This is a genomic window from Leifsonia sp. AK011, assembly GCF_013410945.1.
In the GTDB taxonomy this organism is placed as follows: Bacteria; Actinomycetota; Actinomycetes; order Actinomycetales; family Microbacteriaceae; genus Rhodoglobus.
The window spans coordinates 203,088-222,694 of record NZ_JACCCH010000001.1 but is presented as its reverse complement, the minus strand read 5'-3'; the positions used below and the strand labels follow the sequence as shown (position 1 = coordinate 222,694).

Genomic DNA, 19,607 nt, shown 5'->3' with positions numbered 1-19,607 from the left:
CATGGCCGCGGCGGTGCTGCTGGCGAGTGCCCTCTCGATGGGTGGCACGGCGGCGCTCGCGGAGACACCAACGCCGACACCCACACCGAGCGCGACGTCGTCCACGACGCCGACCCCGACTCCGAGCGCGACAACGGCACCCCGGCCCGCCGATGGCAGTCCCGTCGCCCCCGCGAAGCCCCAGGAGGACGCCGACGGACTCGAGCTCGACAAGGAGCGCGTCGCGGCCGGTGACTGGGTCGTCGCCCGCTCCGAGGGCAACACCCCGGGCGAGAAGGTGCAGTTCGTGCTCTACCGCGGGCCGATCGTGGTGGCGAGCTTCGTCGCCGACGAGACCGGTACTGCGGTCGCCGAGTTCCGGATTCCCGCCGAGATCCGCCCCGGCGACCATGTGGTCGAGGCGACCGGCTGGGACTCGAAGCACGTGACCAACGCGGCCTTCGTCGTTGTCGCGCCCGCGGGCACGGGCGGCGCCGGCATGGGCTGGATGTGGATCGTGCTCGGCGTGCTCGCCATCTCCCTCATCGCCCTCGCGATCAGCTACCGGGAACCGATCGGTCGCTGGTTCAGCGGCCGCGGAGCCAGTGAGGAAACCCCATCGTGACCGTGACCGACCTGCCGAAGACCGCCGAGGGCGCGGGGGCCGACGATGCGGCCGTCGACACCGGTTCCCTGCGGGAACTCGAGCTCGCGGCATCCGCCCCGTCCTATCCGCCGCCGAACCCGATGCAGCGGATGCCGCAGTGGATGCAGCGCCCGCCGAGCCCGCCCAAGCAGCCGAGGGTGCGCCCCAACCCCCGCCAGATCCGCTGGTGGATCGGCGTTGCCTGGACGCTCATCGCCGCTCTGTCGCTCGGGTTCGTGGCGCACGTCACGCTCGTCGGCTGGCTGCAGCACTCCCGCGGCCAGTTCCTGCTGTACGAGGAGCTTCGGGTCGAACTCGCCAAGGCGACCGCACCGCTCGGCCAGCTCGACGTGGATGGCAACCTCGTGCCGAACGGCACCCCCATCGGCACGCTGACCATCGACTCGATCGGCGTCAACGAGGTCTTCGTGCAGGGCACGCGACCCGACGACCTGCTCGCGGCACCCGGCCATATGCGCGACACCGTCATGCCGGGCCAGGAGGGTCGGTCCGTGATCATGGGGCGGCAGGCCACCTACGGTGGGCCGTTCCAGAACCTGAGCGCGCTCGAGGACGGCGACGTCATCGAGGTGACGACCGCGCAGGGCACGAGCACCTACGAGGTGTTCAACATCCGTCGCGAGGGTGACCTGCTCTCCGAGCCCCTCGAGCCGGGCGAGGGGATGCTCGAGCTCGTGACCGCGGACGGCGCCCCGCTCGCGCCCAGTGGCGTGCTCCATGTGGATGCCGCGCTCGTCTCCGAGGTGCACGAGACCCCGTCGCCCGTCTTCACCGAGAAGGTGCTGGATGCCTCGGAGCTCCCCATGGGCTCCGCCCCGACCGACTGGCTCCCTGTGCTGTTCTGGTTCCAGTGGCTCGCCATCGCCACCATCGCGCTGCGCTGGGTGCGCGGACGCTGGGGCGTCTGGCAGACCTGGGTTGTGACAGTGCCCGTCCTCCTCGCCCTCGGCGCCGCGACCGCGAACGCCGCCATGTCCATGCTTCCCAATCTCCTGTAGCGAACAGCTACCCCCACCACGACGACGGCAGAACTGATGACGACTGTGATTCCCGGAGACACCCCTGTGACTGTTCCAGAGCCCACCACGCCTCTCGACTCCGACGCGACTCCCGCGGCGAAGACCACACGGCCGGTCAAGAAGAAGGCGCCCCGCAAGGGCCACACGCCCACGACCGCGCCGACGGCGGTCGTGAAGGCCACGCCGGAGGTGGAGCAGAAGGATGACGCGACCGAGAGCCCCGCGGCATCCGACCTCGAGCCCTTCACGCCCGTCGAGGAGAAGCCACTCACGGTGACGCAGGAGTTCCGCGCGTTCATCGAGCCGGCGCCGACCGCCGACGTTCCGGCTAGCGCGCCCGTCGAACTGTCGGAGCTCGCGACGCTCGAGGCCCGCTCGATCTCGGCCTGGTTCGGCGACCGCAAGGTGCTCGACCGCGTCGACCTGACGATGGAGGCGGGCAAGGTGACGGCCCTCATCGGCCCGTCCGGGTGCGGCAAGTCCACGTTCCTCCGCATCCTCAACCGCATGCACGAGATGATCCCGTCGGCCTCCCTCGCCGGGGAGGTGCTGCTGGACGGTGAGGACATCTACAGCGCCAACCGCCGTCTCACGGCCGCGCGCCGCGAGATCGGAATGGTGTTCCAGAAGCCGAACCCGTTCCCCGCGATGTCGATCTACGACAACGTGATCGCGGGCCTCAAGCTCACCGGAACGCGCGCCAGCCGCGACGAGAAGGACCTCCTCGTGGAGTCGAGCCTCACGAAGGCCGGACTCTGGAAGGAGGTGCGCGACCGCCTGCGCCAGCCCGGAGGCGGTCTCTCGGGTGGCCAGCAGCAACGCCTCTGCATCGCGCGCTCGCTCGCGGTGCGCCCGCGCGTGCTGCTCATGGACGAACCGTGCTCGGCGCTCGACCCGACGTCGACGCGCGTGATCGAGGAGACCATGCTCGAACTTGCGCACGAGGTCACCATCGTCATCGTGACCCACAACATGCAGCAGGCCCAGCGCGTCTCCGACAACTGCGCGTTCTTCCTCGCCGCGCAGGGCACGCCGGGCGCGATCGTCGAGCAGGGTGACACCAAGGTGCTCTTCGAGAGCCCCATCGACCCCCGCACGCACGACTACGTCAACGGTCGCTTCGGATAAACGGGCGCTCGGGTAGGTAGGACATTCGGGGACGCTGAGCCAGCTCCCAGCGTTCTGGAGCACACTGTCCTGCGCGACGGTGCTGGTACTCTGGCGTCCTCCGGCGACGTCGATCCCCACGCCAGCCCAGGCTCGCATCACGATGACTCCCTCCACCTTCTTCTCGCGCTTCTCACGTGACCGGCCCGGTTCCGCCCCGGGTGCGGCATCCGGTGCTGCCCGGAGTGTGCTCGCCCTCGCGGCCGCGATTGTCGCGTTCGCACTCGCGGCACTCACCGCCGTGGCCCCACCGCCCATGCCCTCGGAGTCGCAGTTGCTGCAGTCGTACCTCGAGCAGCACGCCCAGAGCATCGAGGTTGACGATGACGTCGCCGTCGCTGCGGTCACCCGTGACGGCTACGGTGCGACCCCCGGGATCGACACGCTGGTGGCTGGCGGTACGAACTACGACTGGGCCAAACTCGTGCTGCTGCTCGGCGGCTTCCCGATCACGGACAACAATGTCACCGTCTTCACGCGCTGGATGCGCCAGGAGAACTACGTCGACGATTGGTGGAACCGCAACAACCCCCTCAACAACGGCTGGGGCTCCGGCGGGGGCGGGGGACTCGGCAGCTACGACAACCTCGTGATCGCGGCCGAGAACGCGGCAGAGGCGCTCAACACCCTCCCCAAGTACTCGGGCATCGTCGCGGCCTTCCGCGCGGACTCGCCCACCGCCACGACGGAGAACGCGATCTGGTTCTCAGGCTGGGCGAGTGGCATGTACAACAACGGCGCGCACTGGTCGTACACCGAGGTCCCCGTCGTGAAGGCGCCGCCGGAGGCCTGGTAGTTCCCTCGGTCGGGAGCCAGCGCTACCGTGTTGGCATGGCCGAGCATCCGAGTGCCTTCGAGGCAGGCGACCCGCTCGTGGAGCGGGTTCGGCGCCTGTGCCTGCCGTTCCCGGAGGCCATCGAGGTCGAGGCGTGGGGGCATCCCACGTTCCGTGCGGGCAAGAAGATCTTCGCGAGTGTCTCGTCGCCGCGCGGGCTCGGGCACGCGGTCGTCTTCAAGCCCGATCCCGAGGATGCACCCGCCCTCCGGCAGGATTCGCGCATCTTCGACCCGCCGTACTGGGGTGGCAAGAACGGCTGGCTCGGCATCGGCATCGACGACCCGGACCTCGACTGGGAGTTGGTCGCCGAACTCATCGACGCCTCGTACCGGCAGGTCGCGCTCGTGCGCCAGGTGAAGCTGCTGGATGCCCGATGAAACGCGCCGCGATCATGCTCGTTGCGCTCCTCGCGCTTGCCGGGTGCACACCCGCGCAGGATGCCACGAGCCCGCGCCCCGTCGAGCCGATCGTCACGGCGGCCGCCGTCGACGGCGACGGGTTCCTCCACGCCTCCGCGTATGTCGAGGGCGTGGTGGAATCGGGCGGCACGTGCCGGTTCACGTTCTGGGCCGACTGGGGTGGCGCATCACGTCTCACCTCCACCGCGAGCGTTGTGGATGGCCGCACAGAGTGCGGGGATGTGGAGGAGCACATCCAGCCTCTGCGCGCAGGCGACTACGAGCTCGTCGTCACCTACGAATCGGGCGGCGCGGAGGTCGAGAGTGAGCCGTTCGGGGTGAGCATTCCGGAGCACTGAGGCTCGCGGCATCCGGTGTCGGCGCGCTCCCGTACGCTGATGAAGTGAAGGCGACGCGCGGCGGTGTTGTGGGGTCGGCGGGCATCGTCGTACTCGGGTTGGTGTGCCAGGAACTCGGCGCTGCGATCGCGGTGACGGTCTTCCCGCAGGTCGGCCCGATCGGCATGGTGACCCTGCGCCTCGTGTTCTCCGCGCTCATCCTTCTGGTGATCTTCCGCCCGTCCGTGCGCAGACGTTCGCGCGCCGACTGGCTGACCGTGCTCGCGTTCGGACTCGTGCTCGCGGGCATGAACGCGCTGTTCTATCTGGCGCTCGAGCGGTTGCACCTCGGCGTGACCCTGACCATCGAGATTCTCGGGCCGTTGATCCTCTCCGTCGTGGTGAGCCGTCGGGCGTCGAGCTGGCTGTGGGCGATTCTCGCGTTCGCCGGTGTTGCCATCGTGGGCTGGGGTGGTGCGGGCGAGCTCGACCCGCTCGGTGTGCTGTTCGCGGCCGGCGCTGGTGCGGCGTGGGCCGGCTACATCCTGCTGTCGAGGCGCGCGGGCGCGACCTTCGGGCGCCTCGACGGACTCGCCTTCGCGATGGCAATCGGCGCGCTGGCGATCCTTCCGTTCGGCATCGGCAGTGCGGGGCTCGCCCTCGTGCAGCCCTGGGTGCTGCTCCTCGGCGTCGCGATCGCCGTGCTCTCGTCGACGGTGCCGTACGGTCTGGAACTCATCGCGCTGCGGCGGCTGCCGGCATCCGCGTTCTCGATCCTGCTGAGTCTCGCGCCCGCTCTTGCTGCGCTCGCGGGCCTCTTCATTCTCGGGCAGTCCCTGTCGTGGGCGGATGTCGCGGGCATAGCCCTCGTCGTCGTGGCCTCCATGGGCGCCGTCCGCGCCGCCGCCAGGGCCGACCGCCTGGAGACGGACGAGCCGGCCCCCTGACTTTCGCCCTCCCAGATCGCTGGTATAGTTTCTGGGTTGGCTGTAGCCGACCACGCGCCCGTAGCTCAGCGGATAGAGCAATTGACTACGGATCAATAGGCCGGGGGTTCAAATCCCTCCGGGCGCACCAAACGAGAAAGACCCCGTCGCTTTGTGACGGGGTCTTTCTCGTTTCGGAGCACGCGGGTGGCACTTTGGCGCGCTGGGGTCCCCGCCGCGCCGGTTCCGACGCATCGCCCTGGGCACTGCTCGCACCAACGTGCAACCGCGATGTGGCGGCCGTGCCGGTGGGGCGTCAAATCCCTCCGGGCGCACCAAAAAGGTCGGACAATCTCCCGCCAGAGGACTTCCTCGCGGTCACCCTCCTGGCCTAGGCGGCAGTGCAGCGAAGCTGGCTACCGCGTCCACAACGAGGTTGTCGATCTCCTCGGAACTCAGGCGACCGGAGGCCGCAAAAGTGGCGACCCCCCGCATCATGGCCGATACGAGCAGGGCCATACGGTCGAGGTCATCGCCTGCCACTGCGCCAGCCTTCATCCACGAACCGACGAGCTCCCGCACTGTGCCGAAGAACCGTCCGGCACCACTCGAGGCCGAGTTCGGGTCATCCTTGAGGCTCGAAAACATTAGGTTGACGAGGGCGGGCTCAGCAATCGCAAAGTCGATGTAGGCGCGGGCTGACGCCAGGAGGGAGGAGCCCGCGTCGTCAGGCTGACTGGTCGCGGCGGTGCGCATCGCGTGGGCGAGTCGATCGAAGCCCCGATCGGCGAGAGCGCCGAGCATCGCGTGGCGGTCGACGAAGTGGGTGCGGGGCGCTCCGTGACTGACGCCGACATCTCGGGCGAGTTCGCGCAATGAGAGAGCGTCGATGCCACGTTCACGCAGAACAATCTCAGCCCGTTCGAGCAGCGCCGTGCGCAAACTGCCGTGGTGAAATGGCCGATCTGACACGGACCCAGCATACCGGTCGCTCGTCCCTCATCTAGACATTGACTAGATACTAGACAGTGTCTAGTATCGCTCGTATGACCATTCAGAACTCGGCCCTCTGGCTCTCGAGCCGCGCAGGCGAGCTGACCCTCGCCCCTGCCCCGTACACACCACCCGCTTCGGGGCAGGTGGTCGTGCGCACCCGGGCCGTCGCCATCAACCCACTAGACGCGATTGGCGCCTTCATCTACCGCGTTGCTTTTCCGTGGGTGCGGTTTCCGGCGATCATCGGCACGGATGTCGCAGGCGAGATCGTTGAGGTCGGTGCGGGCGTCACCCGCCTGGCTCCGGGCGACCGCGTCATCGGGTACGCCGTCGGCTTAGAGAAATCTCGCAACAATCCGGCCGAGGGCGCATTCCAGCATTACGTGGTTCTACTGGAGCACCTTGTCTCGCCGATCCCCGACGCGGTGACGTTCGAGGAAGCATCCGTTCTGCCGCTCACACTCGCCACCGCAGCCGTTGGCCTGTACCAGAAGGATCAGCTAGGCCTCCCGTTGCCCACCATTGGCCCTATCGACCGGGCACAGACGGTCCTCGTGTGGGGCGGGTCGACGAGCCTCGGAAGCAACGCGATCCAGCTGGCTCGAAGCTCTGGGTATCGCGTCGTGGCCACGGCATCACCCCGCAATGTCGACTACGTGCGGTCGCTGGGCGCCGAGGCCGTCATCGACTATCGCAGCGTCAACGCAGTGGATGAACTCGTCACCGCGATCGGTAATAGTCCTCTCACTGGAACCATCGCAATTGGCGATGGATCGCTTCGCCCCAGCATCCGGGTCGCTTCTCGAACCCAGGGGAGCCGCCGCGTCGCCTCAGCGATGGTGGGCCCACTCATCAGCCTTCAGGCTCTCCGCGCCCGCATGAGCGGTGTGCACGTGAGCACGATCTGGGGCGGCAGCCTCAAAGACAACGAGGTGGGCCCCGCGATCTTTGCTGACTTCCTGCCGAATGCCCTGGCAACGGCCCAATACCGCCCGGCACCGGTCGCCGACGTAGTCGGCACCGGACTCGAGGCGATCCCTGGTGCGATACAGAAACTGAAGGGCGGGGTGTCGGCGAGCAAGCTGGTCGTCACGATCTGAGGTGGGTGAGCTCACCGCTATTGGGATGGCATCAGGCGCTCCCCACCCCGTGAGTAGGGGAGCGCCCACCGCCATCAGCTCGCCCTGAGCGCGTCCCTCAGCGACACCCGCGACCCCATGCGCAGGAGGGAAAGGTCGGCACCACGGTGGGGGTCGAGGCAGATGTCGTCGGTCATGACCTTGTCTGGGGGACCGTCGTGTTCACAAGAGATCGCGATCGTGCGGACGCCGAAGATGATCCGACCCTGCAGGATCTGGTGCTCGCGATCCACCACGCTTGCACCCAGACCCTCACCGAAACCGGGGCGTTCAAGATCATTGAGGACCACAATGGCGTCGCCGTTATCGGATCCCTGATGGGAATGAGATAGGGCACTTCGACCCGCCGACCCTACAAATGTGCACGAAGCTGGACACACTCACATGATCAGTGAAGACCCAGAATCGGTGATTGCAGCATTTCGGGGTGCTCTCGTGATGCCCTCGAGGGCTGAACTAGGTTTCAAATCCCTCCGGGCACACACCGAGAGTGCAGTTGCAACCGCCCCGCTCCGGTGCAACTAGTCACAACTGCACTCTCGTCGCCGAGCGCCCGGAGACTAGCCCCGCTGGCGCAGCTTGTCCGCGTACGTCGGTTGGTGTGCCGTGAAGCCGCCGTCGATGTAGAGGATCTGCCCGGTGATGAACTTGGACTCATCGGAGGCAAGGAAGACAGCCGCATTCGCGACATCCGACGGTTCGCCCACGGTTCCGAGCAGCTGGGAGTCGAGAACCACCTGCGTGCTGGCTGCGCCTTCGAGCCGGTGGCCGGGCTGGGCTGCTGCCGCTTGGGGCGGAGGGATGAGGCCCGGCGCGAGCGTGTTCGCACGAATACCCTGCCGACCGAACCCCGTCGCGATCGATTGGGTCAGATAGTTCATCGCCGCCTTGCTGGTTCCGTAGGCCGTGAGGTTCGTGTCACCCGCGAAGCCCTGCAGCGACGAGGTGTTGATGATCGACCCTCCTCCCGACGCGATCATGTGGGGGATCGCGTACTTGGCGCCGAGGAAGACGCTGCCCGTGTTCACCTCGATCGTTCTCATGAAGTGCTCGAGGCTCATGTCCACCACGTCGGTGTCGCCGAGGATCCAGTCGACGTCCACGAGTGCGGCGTTGTTCCAGAGCACGTCGAGTCGACCGTAGGTGTCCATCGCGGTGGCAACCATCGCCCGCACATCGGTCGGCTCCGCCACGTCGCCGATGTGGGTGGTCACGTCGAAGCCCTGGCTGCGCAGAACGGATGCCCGGTCAACAACTGATGACGACCGACCGGACATCACAACCCGGGCGCCCTCCCTCGCCATCAGTTCCGCGCCGGCAAAACCCAGCCCGCCCGAGGCACCGGTGACGATGACGACCTTTCCTTCAAGCCGGGCCATCAGCGTGCCTGGCCTGCGCGCACGGTCTTGAGTGCCGTGGACCACGACACCAACTGATCGAGCATGGTGTCGAGCGCAGCCGCGTGCGGGTCACCGGGGGTCTTGAGCACGGAGTAGTTCTCGAAGTCGGCACCGGTGGAGAACATCACCTGCTGGCGAACGCTCGCGATCTGCAGCTCCGCCAGGATCAGCCTCAGGTGCTCGGCAGCGCGGGAGCCCGAGACGACCCCGCCGTAGCTGACGATCCCCGCCGCCTTGTTGTTCCACTCGGAGTAGACGAAGTCGATCGCGTTCTTGAGAGAACCCGGAATCGACTTGTTGTACTCCGGGGTCACGAACACATAGCCGTCGTACCGGGAGATCAGGGCAGCCCAGTCCTTGGTGTGGTCATGCTCGTACGCGCCCATCGCTGCCGGGATGCTCTCGTCGAGGCGCGAGAGTGGCAGGTCGTTCAGGTCGATGAGGTCGTAGGTCGCGTCATCCCGGGATGTCGCCCGAGCGAGTACCCAGCTACCGAGCTGGTCCCCCACTCGGCCGGGGCGGGTGCTCGCCACGATGACAGCAATCTTGAGGTCGGACATTGGTTTTCCTTTCGCGGTCGCACGTTCGGCGCCGCTAAGGCCAATTCACACCTGTAAACATATATTCCTGTCTACAAATGATTTGCCAGACATATTAATTTGACTGCTATCTGAGAGGAGCTACTCCAGACACGGTCAGACCGTCGATCGAGTCGGAGCAGGCATCCGCGGGCGGGGGTCCCGCGTTGATCGACAGGGCGAGGCTCTCGGCCTGGTCGATGAATGCTGCGCGAATGGCGGGAGGGACATCGCCGAGCGCTTGCTGTTCTGCGTCGCGCACGGCCGACTGGTACTCCGCGAGTGCCGCGGCGCCGCGAGGAGTGATCACGATCCGCTTCGCTCGGCGGTCCTGTGCATCCACGTGCCGCTCGAGTAGACCGGCCGTCTCGAGCGAATCGATGATGTACGGCATCACGGTTTTGTCGATCGTGAGGTGCTTGGCGAGCGCGCTCTGTGTGGGCGGGTCGCCCTGGCTGATGACCGACAGGATCTGGTAGCCCCTCGTGCCGTTCGGGAGTCCTGTGAGCGCACTTTCGACGAGTTCGTGCCATCGGCGCAGAATCACGCTGAGAGACCAACCCAGGTCGGGCGCGACTGGGCCAGCTTCAGGGTTGCCATCATGTGCGGCCATACATCGACGATACTCGATAGGTTGTCGCACCTATTGTTGTGCAGACAATCGGTTGTGGCTACTGGGCGCCGAGGTTCAGCTCGTCCGGATCCGCACCTCTCGCTCCATGCGCTTCTCGTGGCGCTCTCGCCCCTTGAGGGCTTCGGCTTCACGGTTCTTGGGTGGCGCGTTTGTGACGAGCTCGTCGAGCATGCGGCGGGTGGCCAGCGCGATCTCGTCGATGGCTCGCTCGAAGGCTGCGGTGTTGGCCCGCGACGGATGCGTCGAGCCACTGACTTTGCGCACGAACTGCAGCGCGGCCTCCCGCACCTCCTCATCCGTGGTGGCCGGTTCGAAGTTGTGGAGGACGCGAATGTTGCGGCACATGCGCACAGGGTAACTCCGAGGCGCCGCGGGGTGGAAGACCGATCGAGAGTGCAGTTCGCACCGCAGCATCCCGACTGAACTAGTCGCAACTGCACTCTCGACCGCGCAGGTCCCCGAAGAAACCCGCGAGGTACAGTAGCGGGGAGATGTCTTTCACACGCCGAAGCTTCCTCGCAGGCACAGCGTCGGGCCTATCGGTGCTGGTTCTCGCGGCGTGCACCGACGGTTCGCCGGAGCCATCCCCCACGCCGACGACGACGCCCCGCCCCGACGGGGTGCCTGCCGCCCGGTCCTTCTCCCGCTCCCGCTGGTCGAGCGATCCGTACGCCCGCGGCGCCACGAGCTACCTCGGTGTGGGGCGACTTCCGGAGAGCAGAGAGGTGCTGCAGCGTGGCATCCTCGACCGGGTGTTCCTCGCCGGCGACGGGCTTTCCGATGCGCAGGGCACGGTTCGTGGCGCGATATCGTCCGGACGGGCCGCTGCAGTGCGCGTGCTCGAGGTCACCCGCGAGGGCGAACGGGTCGCCATCGTTGGTGCCGGAGCGGCGGGCACGAGCGCAGCAACACTGCTGGCGGCGAGCGGCACCGACGTGATCGTGGTCGAGGCCCGCGATCGCACGGGCGGTCGCATCGACAGCAGGGTCGCCGGCGAAGACTACTTCGAGTTGGGCGCCTGGCGCCTGGGGCAGGTCGATGACGCTGACCTCATCGACACGATGACGCGCGACGGCATCCAGTTCGCGCCGATCGACGATGCCTCGGCCTATGCGCTGGGGGGAGCGGATGCCCCGGCCGAACTCGCCGCGGACGATCCTGCCCTGGCCGCAGCATCCGCCGCCCCCGGCGAAGCCGCAGCGTGGGCACAGGACCAACCCGAGGACGTCTCCGTGGCCGAAGCACTCCAGGAGGGAGTGGACTTGCCCTCGGCCGACGACGTGACCGCTGAGGTGCTGCTCGAGCAGGTGCTCCTGGACATCGCCGGGATGACGGGTGCCGATGCCGACGCGCTCAGTGCGTGGTTCTCCACACCGACCCCGCAGCCCTCGGCGGTACCCCTGGGACCACTCTCGTCGTTCATCGACACGGCTCTCGACGGTATCGACACGGTCGTGTCGACCGCGGTCGCCGGGATCGCCTATAACGACGAGGGCGTCAGTCTTCGCCTCGGTACGGGCGAGTCACTCAGTGTCGACAGGGTCATCGTGACTGCTCCGATCGGCGTGCTGAAGGAGCAGCTCATCGACTTCGACCCTGCCCTCCCGTTGACTCACCGGGCCGCGCTCAACGATCTCTCGGTCGGGGACATCGAGTTGGTGCGGATGGAGTTCGAGACGGCCTTCTGGAGCACGGATGCCGCGTGGTGGGTGCGCGAGGACGAGGACGAGCTGATTCGCCTGTGGGTCAACCTGCAACCAGCAACCGGCCGCCCGGTGCTCCTCGGGATTGTGGGCGGTGAGCGGTCCCGCGAGTTATCCGAGCTGGATGACGACGATCTCCAGGCGGCGGCCCGCCGGAGTCTGGCGCCCTTCGCCTCCTGAGCCAGCCGGGCAGCCGTCGGGGGAAGAAGATCACGAGCATCCCCACCGCGACGAAGACGGCCACGGCGATGCCCGACAGCAGCACCAGCTCGCCGGGCCCGTTCGTCTGGTTGGGGTCGAGGAAGTAGTACGGGTACCACCCCGTGATGCTCCCGCGCACGAGAGTGATCGCCCCCCACGTGGCGACGTAGCCGAGCACGAACACCATGACCCTCGCTGGCGGTCGCGTTCGGGGCGTCGCCGCCCAGTCCAGGAGTGCGACGAGCGGAAGCACGAAGTGCAGCACCACATCGGAGCCCGGCAGGTAGACCGGCAGCCCGCGGGCCAGGGACTGCTGCAGGATCGCCGCGAACACGATTCCCGCGGTGAACGTGCAGGTGAGAACGCCCGCGCGCACCGCATCGAGCCGGGCGCTCGTCCGCCGACCACGCAGCGCCACGATCCCGCTCACGGTGGTCACCAGCACGAAGGCCATGTTGCTCTGGATCGTCAGGTAGGCGAAGTAGTTGGATGGCTCGACCCATCCGAGCCCCCACTGGAACCGGAACACGAGCGCGATCGCGCACGCGGCCGCGAGTGCCAGACGCAGGGCGCCGACCAGTACCTCGCGCCTCGCGGTCATCCCTCAACGATAAGCGGCTGCGCTCGCCAGCCTCGCGGGCTGCCGTCGCTCACTATGCTTTTTGTCGCACCGTGAGGAGGGTCTAGTGACTGACGTGCGCCCCTGGACGTCCGCGTGGTTGCGGCGCGAGTTCATCTCACCCGAACTCGTGTCGGGAACGGTGCTCGTGTGCGTCGTCATCGCCGTGGCCAATGAGGCCGGTGGCATCCGCGATGTCTTCGCGATCACCGTGCTGAGCATGCTCGTGTTCTGGGCGACCGAGGTCTTCGTGCACACCGTAGCCGCCCAACGCGCGAGGGCCGACGGTGAGGAGATCCTGCTGGGCGAATCGTTCCGCATCGCCCTCCACCACTCCAGGGGATTCCTGTTCGCTGCCGTGCCGCCCGTCATCCTGCTGATCATCGGCCTGCTCGGCTGGAACGACGGGTACTACGCGTACTGGGCCGCGCTGTGGATCGAGGTGGCGATCCTCGCGATAGTGGGGTGGATCGCCTTCGGCGGTCGGGGCATCGCCTGGTACTGGCGCGTGCTCGGAGCGGCGGCTACCGCTGCCCTCGGTGGGCTCGCGATTCTGCTCAAGATCCTGGTGCACTGAGCGTGGTCCGTCGCTGAGAATGCACCTGTGACTAGCGGCCGCCGACGCGAGTAGTCAGAACTGCACTCTCGGGGCGGGTGTGCTGCTCTTCGAGCAGCGCGTGTCGCCACCGCTGCCACACAGCGTCGAGCCCCGACGCGTGGGTCTCCCGCCCGAGGTACCGCGCGACGGCCCCCGGATGCTCCAGCACGAGGTCGCCCGGAGCGGTCGGCGGCCGGTACCCCACCGCGATCACCGAATCGAGCACGCGGTGGGAGCCCAGGATGCCAGGGCCGGGGTGTTGCGCGTCGGCCTCGAGTCGCTCGACCAGCACCGGGCCGTGCTCTCCGGTCACCGAAACACTGCTCACCGACATCCGCGAATCGATCGCACCACCGGTCTCGCCGTGGCGACCCAGCACGAGTGTCTCGCGGAGGAGTGCCGATGCGCCGGTGGACAGGTGCAGGTCGGTCGTGCGGTGGGAGGTGGCATCCGCGGTCACGACGAACGGCAGGCCCTTCCACAGGAGTCGGCCCCCTTCGCCGACGGCCGCGCGAACGCGCCAGTGGGACGTGCCGGGGTAGGCGACTGTGCCGCCGATGTCCTCGATCTCGAGGGTGCACCCGGCACCGACCTCGACCTCTATGGTCGCCGTGTCGCCGTCGAGCAGGAGCATGTGCGCGGCCGCGAGAGCGACGAGTGCCGAGGCGGAGTCCCGCTCGATCAGGCGAGGTGCGAGCGCCCCCGTGACGAGCTCGACGCGGACGCGTGTCTCGCCCGCGTGGACGGAGATCCGCGTCGGCTCAGTGGTGAGCCCGGTCCCCGACATGTTCGTGGGTGTGGTCGTGGTCGTGGTCGTGCGCGTGGTCCTCGTCGTGCGAGTGGACGTGGCCGCCGTCCTCGTCCGCGTGGAAGTGCGGCGCCATTGGCCCGGGGTCCTGAGGCACGTGGTTGCCCGACCGGTGGGCGGCGAGCATCGCGAGTACCCAGGCGCGCAACTCGGCGACGGAGTCGGGATCCGTCCGCGACAGTGCGAGCACGGCTCGGCCGTCACGTGCGGCGCGCGCGTCGGCGACCATGAGCGGCACGTCGACACCGACGTAGGGCGCGAGGTCGGTCTTGTTCACGACGAGCAGGTCGGCGCGACCGATGCCAGGGCCACCCTTGCGCGCGACGTCGCCACCGCCGGCGACATCGAGCACGAAGAGCTGTGCGTCGACGAGGGCGGGGGAGAACGTCGCGGTCAGGTTGTCGCCTCCGGACTCGATGAGCACGACGTCGAGCGGTGCGTAGTCACGCTCAAGGTCCTCCGCGGCGATGAGGTTCGCGGTGATGTCGTCGCGGATCGCGGTGTGCGGGCAGGCCCCGGTCTCGACGGCACGGATGCGCTCGGGCTCGAGCACTCCGGCCGACCGCAGGAAGCGGGCATCCTCGTCGGTGTAGATGTCGTTCGTGATCACGCCGAGCCGCAGCTCGTCGGCCAGGGCGCGGCAGACGGTCGCGATGAGCGACGACTTTCCCGTGCCCACGGGACCTGCCACTCCGAGCCGAAGTGCGCGGGTGGATGTGTTCTGTTCAGCCACGGAAGAGCCTCCTTGGGGTTGTGGCGTGTCGTTCGGCCCACGCCTCGGCCTGGGGCGCACTGAGCGCGGGGATGTCATCGGGCGACCAGATGGCCGCGATCGAGGCAACAGCGGGTTCGACCGAGGCGCAGGCCTGCAGCACGAGCGTCACGCCCTCCGCTGGGTCGCGCGGCTCCAGCTTGAGGAGGGCGGCGACCGCGCTCGCGAGGTCGTCGTAGACCGCGAGCCGCACGAGTTCCTCCGCGGTCATCTCCACCTCGGCGGCGATCACCCCGAGCACGAGGGGCCGGGGCGGCGCCTCCCCGAGCTCCCCGATCCCGTGGGCGCTCGGCCAGATTCGGCGCGCGAGACGCAGCAGTCCGCGCCCCAGCTCGCGGGATGTCTCGCGCATCGCCGAACTCGCGGTGCGTGCCGACCACGCACGCTCGACCGGCGCGAGGCCGCGTCCATCGCCATCGAGCACAGCATGCATGGCTGCCACCGCGGCGCCGGCGTCGACGAGGGCCGTGGTGCGGGCACGCTGCGTGAGGAAGGCCGCGACATCCGTGGCGGGCATGCCACCGAGGAGGGCGGGCTCCATGCCCGCGGAGTGCGCGTGCCCACCGCTCGGCAGGCGAGCATCGGCGAGCAGGAGGGCGACAGTACTGGCGGCGGCGATCGTCATGGGCTCAGAACAGGTTGTAGAGCTGGCTCAGGGGCAGGGATGCCGCGGGCGCGGGCTCCACGTGCTCCCCGTCGATCGCGATCTCGAACGTGTCCGGCTGGATCACGATCTCGGGCAGCGCGCTGTTGTTCTTGAGGTCCGCCTTGCCGATGTCACGGGTCGGCTCGATGGCGCGGAGCTGCCGGCGCAGGCCGAGCTCGTCGGCGAGACCGGCCTCGATCGCGGCGGGCGAGACGAAGGCGAACGAGAGGTCGGCTCCGACGGCGTCGCCGAAGGTAGGGCGCATCATGACTGGCTGGGGCGTCGGGATCGACGCGTTGGGGTCGCCGAGTGCACCCCAGACGATGGCGCCACCTTTGACGACGACCTCCGGTCGGACGCCGAAGAACCGCGGGTCCCACACCGTGAGGTCGGCGAGCTTGCCCACCTCGACCGACCCGATCTCGCCGGCGATGCCGTGCGCGATCGCGGGGTTGATCGTGTACTTGGCGACGTACCGACGGGCGCGTTCATTGTCGGCCGGGAGCCCGCCGTCCAGGGCACCGCGCGCAACCTTCATGACGTGGGCGACCTGCCAGGTGCGCGTGATGACCTCGCCGATGCGGCCCATCGCCTGCGCGTCGGACGACGTGATCGAGAGAGCGCCGAGGTCGTGCAGGATGTCCTCCGCCGCGATGGTCGTGGCCCGGATGCGCGACTCCGCGAACGCGAGATCTTCAGGCACCGCGGGGTTCAGGTGGTGGCAGACCATGAGCATGTCGAGGTGCTCGGCGACGGTATTCACCGTGTGCGGGAGCGTGGGGTTCGTCGAGCCCGGGATGACGTTGGGCAGGCTCGCGAGCGTGAGGATGTCGGGCGCGTGGCCTCCTCCGGCGCCCTCCACGTGGAACGCGTGGATCGAGCGGCCATCGATCGCGCGGATCGTGGAGTCGACGTAGCCCGCCTCGTTGAGGGAGTCGGAGTGGAGTGCGACCTGGAGGCCCCAGTCATCCGCCGCTCGCAGCGCCGCATCGATGGCGGCGGGTGTCGACCCCCAGTCCTCGTGGACCTTGTAGCCACCCGCACCCGCGAGGGCCTGCTCACGGAGGGACTCCGCGGAGACGGTGTTGCCCTTGCCGAGCAGGAGGAAGTTGACCGGGAGCGTGTCGAGCGATCGCAGCATCGTCCTCAGGTGCCACGCTCCCGGCGTCACCGTCGTGGCCTTCGAGCCCTCGGAGGGCCCGGTCCCACCGCCGATGACGGTTGTGATGCCCGTCGCGAGAGCCTCGTGGATCTGCGACGGGGAGATCAGGTGAACGTGCGAGTCGATGGCGCCAGCGGTCACGATGCGCCCCTCGCCGGAGATGACGTCGGTCGACGGTCCGATGATCATGTCGATGCCGTCGCTCATGTCGGGGTTCCCCGCATGGCCGATGCCGACGATCCTGCCGTCGCGGATGCCGATGTCGGCCCGGACGATTCCCCACCAGTCGAGGATGATCGCGTTGGTGATGACGGTGTCGAGTGCGCCGTCCGCTCGGGATGTGGTGGCCTGCGCCATCGACTCCCGGATCGACTTGCCGCCGCCGAAGACCGCCTCCTCACCGCCGAAGGTGCGATCCTCCTCGATCTCGATCCACAGGTCGGTGTCGCCGAGCCTGATCTGGTCGCCGGTCGTCGGGCCGAAGATCGCGGCGTAGCGCGAGCGGTCGATCCACACCATCAGAGCACCCCCTCGCCCTCGCCGCGAATCTGGATGCCTGGCACGATGCGAGCCCCCCGGATGGCGACGGCGTCGAGCTCGCGTGATGCGCCCGGTTCGAAGCGCTGCGACGTGCCGGACGGGATGTCGAGGCGGAAGCCGTGCGCCGCCGCCCGGTCGAACTCGAGTGCGCTGTTGGCGTCGGGCAGGTGAATGTGCGAGCCGATCTGGATCGGGCGGTCTCCCGTGTTGACGAACACCAGGCGCACGCGCTCGGCCGCGGTGCGATCGGCGTTGAGTTCGACCTGCCCGGGAAGGATGCGGAACGCGCCGGGCCCGGTAGCGGATGTGGATGCCAACGTCTGCCCCTCAGTCGATCGGGTGGTGGATGGTCACGAGCTTGCGCCCGTCGGGAAAGGTTGCCTCGACCTGGACCTCGACGAGCATCTCCGGCACATCGGGCATGACCTCGTCACGTCCGAGCACCCCCTGGCCCGCCGCCATGAGGTCCGACACGCTGCGTCCCTCTCGGGCCCCCTCGAGGACCCACGTGGAGAGCAGTGCGACGGCTTCCGGGTAGTTGAGACGGATGCCACGCGCCCGCCGATCACGGGCAACCATCCCCGCGACGGCGAGAAGTATCTTCTCCGTCTCAGCCGGTGTGAAATGCATGCCGCCCCCTCTCGTCGATACTGCCGGTTCGCTGACGTCGCTGGCTCGCACTGGCCTGTCAGGTCGGTGTCAAAAGTGTGTCATACCCGAATCCGCCTCGCACGGTCGATTCGGACGCTCTGGCGAAGCATCCCAGTAATTAAGCCGGAGTTGGAGCGATTCTCGCTCGACAGTTAACACACTCGTCACATTCGAGAAATGGCAGTGTAATGCCGCGCCCCCAGTGTGAGAACACCTGCAGTAGTCGGCGGAGTTCTGCCACCGACTCGAAACGGGTCGATCATCCGGGACGCCGGCGACCCAGTTCGACAGCACCATGAGCACTCAACGCACCATGAGCAGTCCCTCACCGGCGAGCGGCGCATCCCGTGATTTGCCGCGCCCGCGTCGAATTGACGCGCCGGCACCCCGTCGGACGGTCTCGTGCCCGATCACAACGAATGGAGTTTCACATGCTCATCACACGCAAGAGGCGCGCCAAGGCGCTCCTCGCCGCGAGCGCACTCGCCGCAACGACGGCGCTCGTGCTGTCCGGTTGCGGCGCCCGCGCCGGCGACACCGAGGAATCCGCCGCACCTGGCGCAGCCAGCTGTATCGACACCTCGGGCGACACGATCAAGCTCGGCTTCCTCAACTCCCTGACCGGTGGAATGGCTATCTCGGAGAAGACCGTCTCCAACGTCCTGCACATGGCCGCGGACGAGATCAATGCCGACGGCGGAATCCTCGGCAAGCAGATCGAGTACATCCAGGAGGATGGCGCCACCGACTGGCCGACCTTCGCGGAGAAGACCGAGAAGCTTCTCACGCAGGACTGCGTCGCGGCGATCTTCGGTGGCTGGACCTCGTCCTCCCGTAAGGCGGTCAAGCCCGTCGTCGAGGAGAACAATGGTCTCTTCTTCTACCCGGTGCAGTACGAGGGCCTCGAGGCATCCCCGAACATCTACTACACGGGTGCCACGACCAACCAGCAGATCCTGCCTGCGATGGACTACCTCGCTTCGCAGGGCGTGAAGACGCTGTTCCTCGCGGGCTCCGACTACGTGTTCCCGCGCACCGCGAACGCGATCATCAAGCTCTACGCGGCCGAGCTCGGCATCGAGATCGTCGGCGAGGAGTACGTGCCGCTCGACAAGGATGACTGGACAACCCAGGTCTCCAAGATCGTCGCAGCCGACCCCGACTTCATCTTCAACACGATCAACGGTTCGTCGAACGTCGGCTTCATCAAGGCCTACTACGACGCTGGTCTCTCCCCGGAGACGACCCCGATCATCTCGGTGTCGATCGCTGAGGAAGAGGCTCCCGCCATGGGCCACGAGGTCACGGGCAACTACGCATCGTGGAACTACTTCCAGTCGATCGACTCCCCGGCGAACACGAAGTTCATCGAGGACTGGCAGGCCTACCCCGGCAGCAGCGGGGTGACCTCCGACCCGATGGAGGCCGCGTACATCTCGATGTACCTCTACAAGGCTCTCGTCGAGAAGGCCGGCTCGTTCGAGGTCGACGACGTGAACGCGGCAGCCAAGGAGGGTGGCATCTCGTTCGATGCACCGGAGGGCACCGTCACGCTCAACGGTGACAACCACCACATCTCCAAGGAGGGCCACATCGGCAAGATCAACGCCGACAACCAGTTCGACATCGTCTGGTCGTCGGACGGCCCGATCGAGCCGGACCCCTACCTCGAGGGCTACGAGTGGTTCCCGGCCGACGTGCGTGACGCACTCGTGAAGGCCGCGGGCTAATCACCCCACCCGTGCGCGGGGTTCCCTGCCGGCATCGGCTCGGAACCCCGCGCACCACCGCACCACCCACCACACCACTCGATCCCACAGGGAGTGAA

General features: G+C 67.6%; 23 protein-coding genes, 1 tRNA gene and 1 pseudogene. 12 read left to right on the top strand and 13 right to left on the bottom strand.

What is annotated here, in order from left to right; translation table 11 throughout:
- The first annotated feature begins 1 nt into the window (after position 1).
- The 8 genes from HDC94_RS01085 (at position 2) to HDC94_RS01050 (ending at position 5,483) form a co-directional block, all read left to right on the top strand.
- Positions 2–604 carry a hypothetical protein gene (locus HDC94_RS01085; RefSeq protein ID WP_179494088.1) on the top strand — a complete coding sequence of 201 codons (603 nt, stop codon included), beginning with the start codon at positions 2–4 and terminating at the stop codon, positions 602–604.
- Positions 601–1,644, top strand: coding sequence for a sortase domain-bontaining protein (locus HDC94_RS01080; RefSeq protein WP_179494086.1), 1,044 nt, complete (start codon positions 601–603; stop codon positions 1,642–1,644). Before HDC94_RS01085 ends, HDC94_RS01080 begins: the two co-directional genes overlap by 4 nt.
- A 366-nt stretch (positions 1,645–2,010) precedes the next feature.
- Complete coding sequence (locus HDC94_RS01075) at positions 2,011–2,793, top strand: phosphate ABC transporter ATP-binding protein (RefSeq protein ID WP_218870658.1); 783 nt, start codon at positions 2,011–2,013, stop codon at positions 2,791–2,793.
- 142 nt (positions 2,794–2,935) lie between these two features.
- Positions 2,936–3,628 carry a hypothetical protein gene (locus tag HDC94_RS01070; protein ID WP_179494084.1) on the top strand — a complete coding sequence of 231 codons (693 nt, stop codon included), beginning with the start codon at positions 2,936–2,938 and terminating at the stop codon, positions 3,626–3,628.
- A gap of 35 nt (positions 3,629–3,663) precedes the next feature.
- Positions 3,664–4,047 carry an MmcQ/YjbR family DNA-binding protein gene (locus tag HDC94_RS01065; RefSeq protein WP_179494082.1) on the top strand — a complete coding sequence of 128 codons (384 nt, stop codon included), beginning with the start codon at positions 3,664–3,666 and terminating at the stop codon, positions 4,045–4,047.
- On the top strand, positions 4,044–4,427 hold the full coding sequence (locus HDC94_RS01060) for a hypothetical protein (protein WP_179494080.1): 384 nt from the start codon (positions 4,044–4,046) through the stop codon (positions 4,425–4,427). The genes HDC94_RS01065 and HDC94_RS01060 overlap by 4 nt, the downstream gene beginning before the upstream one ends.
- 44 nt (positions 4,428–4,471) lie before the next feature.
- Entirely contained in the window at positions 4,472–5,353 is an 882-nt protein-coding gene (locus HDC94_RS01055) for an EamA family transporter (RefSeq protein ID WP_308495592.1), read from the top strand.
- A 54-nt stretch (positions 5,354–5,407) separates the two neighbouring features.
- Positions 5,408–5,483 (top strand) — tRNA-Arg (locus tag HDC94_RS01050).
- A 227-nt stretch (positions 5,484–5,710) separates the two neighbouring features.
- On the opposite strand, the gene HDC94_RS01045 is transcribed toward HDC94_RS01050, so the two are convergent.
- Complete coding sequence (locus HDC94_RS01045) at positions 5,711–6,304, bottom strand: TetR/AcrR family transcriptional regulator (RefSeq protein WP_179494078.1); 594 nt, start codon at positions 6,302–6,304, stop codon at positions 5,711–5,713.
- 74 nt (positions 6,305–6,378) lie between these two features.
- Here HDC94_RS01045 and HDC94_RS01040 point away from each other — a divergent pair, with 74 nt between their 5' ends.
- On the top strand, positions 6,379–7,428 hold the full coding sequence (locus tag HDC94_RS01040) for a zinc-binding alcohol dehydrogenase family protein (RefSeq protein WP_179494076.1): 1,050 nt from the start codon (positions 6,379–6,381) through the stop codon (positions 7,426–7,428).
- Positions 7,429–7,502: 74 nt separating this feature from the next.
- On the opposite strand, the gene HDC94_RS01035 is transcribed toward HDC94_RS01040, so the two are convergent.
- The 5 genes from HDC94_RS01035 to HDC94_RS01015 form a co-directional block, all read right to left on the bottom strand.
- Entirely contained in the window at positions 7,503–7,703 is a 201-nt protein-coding gene (locus HDC94_RS01035) for a hypothetical protein (protein ID WP_179494074.1), read from the bottom strand.
- 324 nt (positions 7,704–8,027) lie between these two features.
- Positions 8,028–8,846: an SDR family NAD(P)-dependent oxidoreductase gene (locus HDC94_RS01030; RefSeq protein WP_179494072.1), complete on the bottom strand. Its 819-nt coding sequence runs from the start codon at positions 8,844–8,846 to the stop codon at positions 8,028–8,030.
- On the bottom strand, positions 8,846–9,427 hold the full coding sequence (locus HDC94_RS01025) for an NADPH-dependent FMN reductase (RefSeq protein WP_179494070.1): 582 nt from the start codon (positions 9,425–9,427) through the stop codon (positions 8,846–8,848). Before HDC94_RS01025 ends, HDC94_RS01030 begins: the two co-directional genes overlap by 1 nt.
- Positions 9,428–9,533: 106 nt before the next feature.
- Positions 9,534–10,058, bottom strand: coding sequence for a MarR family winged helix-turn-helix transcriptional regulator (locus HDC94_RS01020; RefSeq protein ID WP_179494068.1), 525 nt, complete (start codon positions 10,056–10,058; stop codon positions 9,534–9,536).
- A 75-nt stretch (positions 10,059–10,133) separates the two neighbouring features.
- A complete protein-coding gene (locus HDC94_RS01015; protein WP_179494066.1) occupies positions 10,134–10,424 on the bottom strand; it encodes a DUF2277 domain-containing protein in 291 nt (96 codons plus the stop codon).
- Between the two features lie 146 nt (positions 10,425–10,570).
- Between HDC94_RS01015 and HDC94_RS01010 the strand changes: the two genes are divergently transcribed.
- Positions 10,571–11,962: an FAD-dependent oxidoreductase gene (locus HDC94_RS01010; protein WP_179494064.1), complete on the top strand. Its 1,392-nt coding sequence runs from the start codon at positions 10,571–10,573 to the stop codon at positions 11,960–11,962.
- Between the two features lie 34 nt (positions 11,963–11,996).
- Here HDC94_RS01010 and HDC94_RS14475 read toward each other — a convergent pair.
- Positions 11,997–12,584: pseudogene (locus HDC94_RS14475) on the bottom strand (Pr6Pr family membrane protein); the annotation flags it as partial.
- A gap of 85 nt (positions 12,585–12,669) precedes the next feature.
- On the opposite strand from HDC94_RS14475, the gene HDC94_RS01005 reads away from it, so the two are divergent.
- Complete coding sequence (locus HDC94_RS01005) at positions 12,670–13,179, top strand: hypothetical protein (RefSeq protein ID WP_179494062.1); 510 nt, start codon at positions 12,670–12,672, stop codon at positions 13,177–13,179.
- A gap of 31 nt (positions 13,180–13,210) precedes the next feature.
- Here HDC94_RS01005 and HDC94_RS01000 read toward each other — a convergent pair whose 3' ends face one another.
- The 6 genes from HDC94_RS01000 to HDC94_RS00975 are packed head-to-tail and all read right to left on the bottom strand — an operon-like array spanning position 13,211 to position 17,758.
- A complete protein-coding gene (locus HDC94_RS01000; protein ID WP_179494059.1) occupies positions 13,211–13,987 on the bottom strand; it encodes an urease accessory protein UreD in 777 nt (258 codons plus the stop codon).
- Positions 13,962–14,741 carry an urease accessory protein UreG gene (gene ureG / locus HDC94_RS00995; RefSeq protein WP_308495591.1) on the bottom strand — a complete coding sequence of 260 codons (780 nt, stop codon included), beginning with the start codon at positions 14,739–14,741 and terminating at the stop codon, positions 13,962–13,964. Before ureG ends, HDC94_RS01000 begins: the two co-directional genes overlap by 26 nt.
- On the bottom strand, positions 14,734–15,405 hold the full coding sequence (locus HDC94_RS00990) for an urease accessory protein UreF (protein WP_179494055.1): 672 nt from the start codon (positions 15,403–15,405) through the stop codon (positions 14,734–14,736). The genes ureG and HDC94_RS00990 overlap by 8 nt, the downstream gene beginning before the upstream one ends.
- Before the next feature lie 4 nt (positions 15,406–15,409).
- The gene (locus HDC94_RS00985; protein WP_179494053.1) at positions 15,410–17,107 is read right to left on the bottom strand and encodes an urease subunit alpha; all 1,698 of its coding nucleotides are present in this window, start codon (positions 17,105–17,107) and stop codon (positions 15,410–15,412) included.
- Positions 17,107–17,445, bottom strand: coding sequence for an urease subunit beta (ureB, locus tag HDC94_RS00980; RefSeq protein WP_179494051.1), 339 nt, complete (start codon positions 17,443–17,445; stop codon positions 17,107–17,109). The genes HDC94_RS00985 and ureB overlap by 1 nt, the downstream gene beginning before the upstream one ends.
- Positions 17,446–17,455: 10 nt before the next feature.
- On the bottom strand, positions 17,456–17,758 hold the full coding sequence (locus tag HDC94_RS00975) for an urease subunit gamma (RefSeq protein WP_179494049.1): 303 nt from the start codon (positions 17,756–17,758) through the stop codon (positions 17,456–17,458).
- Positions 17,759–18,210: 452 nt separating this feature from the next.
- Between HDC94_RS00975 and urtA the strand changes: the two genes are divergently transcribed.
- Positions 18,211–19,509 carry an urea ABC transporter substrate-binding protein gene (gene urtA, locus HDC94_RS00970; RefSeq protein WP_179494047.1) on the top strand — a complete coding sequence of 433 codons (1,299 nt, stop codon included), beginning with the start codon at positions 18,211–18,213 and terminating at the stop codon, positions 19,507–19,509.
- Positions 19,510–19,607: the final 98 nt, after the last annotated feature.

Excerpts from the sequence above, each read along its gene's own strand:
- HDC94_RS01085 (WP_179494088.1), top strand. The coding sequence starts at position 2 with ATGGCCGCGGCGGTGCTGCTGGCGAGTGCCCTCTCGATGGGTGGCACG.
- HDC94_RS01070 (WP_179494084.1), top strand. The coding sequence starts at position 2,936 with ATGACTCCCTCCACCTTCTTCTCGCGCTTCTCACGTGACCGGCCCGGT.
- HDC94_RS01065 (WP_179494082.1), top strand. The coding sequence starts at position 3,664 with ATGGCCGAGCATCCGAGTGCCTTCGAGGCAGGCGACCCGCTCGTGGAG.
- HDC94_RS01060 (WP_179494080.1), top strand. The coding sequence starts at position 4,044 with ATGAAACGCGCCGCGATCATGCTCGTTGCGCTCCTCGCGCTTGCCGGG.
- HDC94_RS01040 (WP_179494076.1), top strand. The coding sequence starts at position 6,379 with ATGACCATTCAGAACTCGGCCCTCTGGCTCTCGAGCCGCGCAGGCGAG.
- HDC94_RS01030 (WP_179494072.1), bottom strand. The coding sequence starts at position 8,846 with ATGGCCCGGCTTGAAGGAAAGGTCGTCATCGTCACCGGTGCCTCGGGC.
- HDC94_RS01025 (WP_179494070.1), bottom strand. The coding sequence starts at position 9,427 with ATGTCCGACCTCAAGATTGCTGTCATCGTGGCGAGCACCCGCCCCGGC.
- HDC94_RS01020 (WP_179494068.1), bottom strand. The coding sequence starts at position 10,058 with ATGGCCGCACATGATGGCAACCCTGAAGCTGGCCCAGTCGCGCCCGAC.
- HDC94_RS01015 (WP_179494066.1), bottom strand. The coding sequence starts at position 10,424 with ATGTGCCGCAACATTCGCGTCCTCCACAACTTCGAACCGGCCACCACG.
- HDC94_RS01010 (WP_179494064.1), top strand. The coding sequence starts at position 10,571 with ATGTCTTTCACACGCCGAAGCTTCCTCGCAGGCACAGCGTCGGGCCTA.
- HDC94_RS01000 (WP_179494059.1), bottom strand. The coding sequence starts at position 13,987 with ATGTCGGGGACCGGGCTCACCACTGAGCCGACGCGGATCTCCGTCCAC.
- HDC94_RS00990 (WP_179494055.1), bottom strand. The coding sequence starts at position 15,405 with ATGACGATCGCCGCCGCCAGTACTGTCGCCCTCCTGCTCGCCGATGCT.
- HDC94_RS00985 (WP_179494053.1), bottom strand. The coding sequence starts at position 17,107 with ATGGTGTGGATCGACCGCTCGCGCTACGCCGCGATCTTCGGCCCGACG.
- HDC94_RS00975 (WP_179494049.1), bottom strand. The coding sequence starts at position 17,758 with ATGCATTTCACACCGGCTGAGACGGAGAAGATACTTCTCGCCGTCGCG.
- urtA (WP_179494047.1), top strand. The coding sequence starts at position 18,211 with ATGCTCATCACACGCAAGAGGCGCGCCAAGGCGCTCCTCGCCGCGAGC.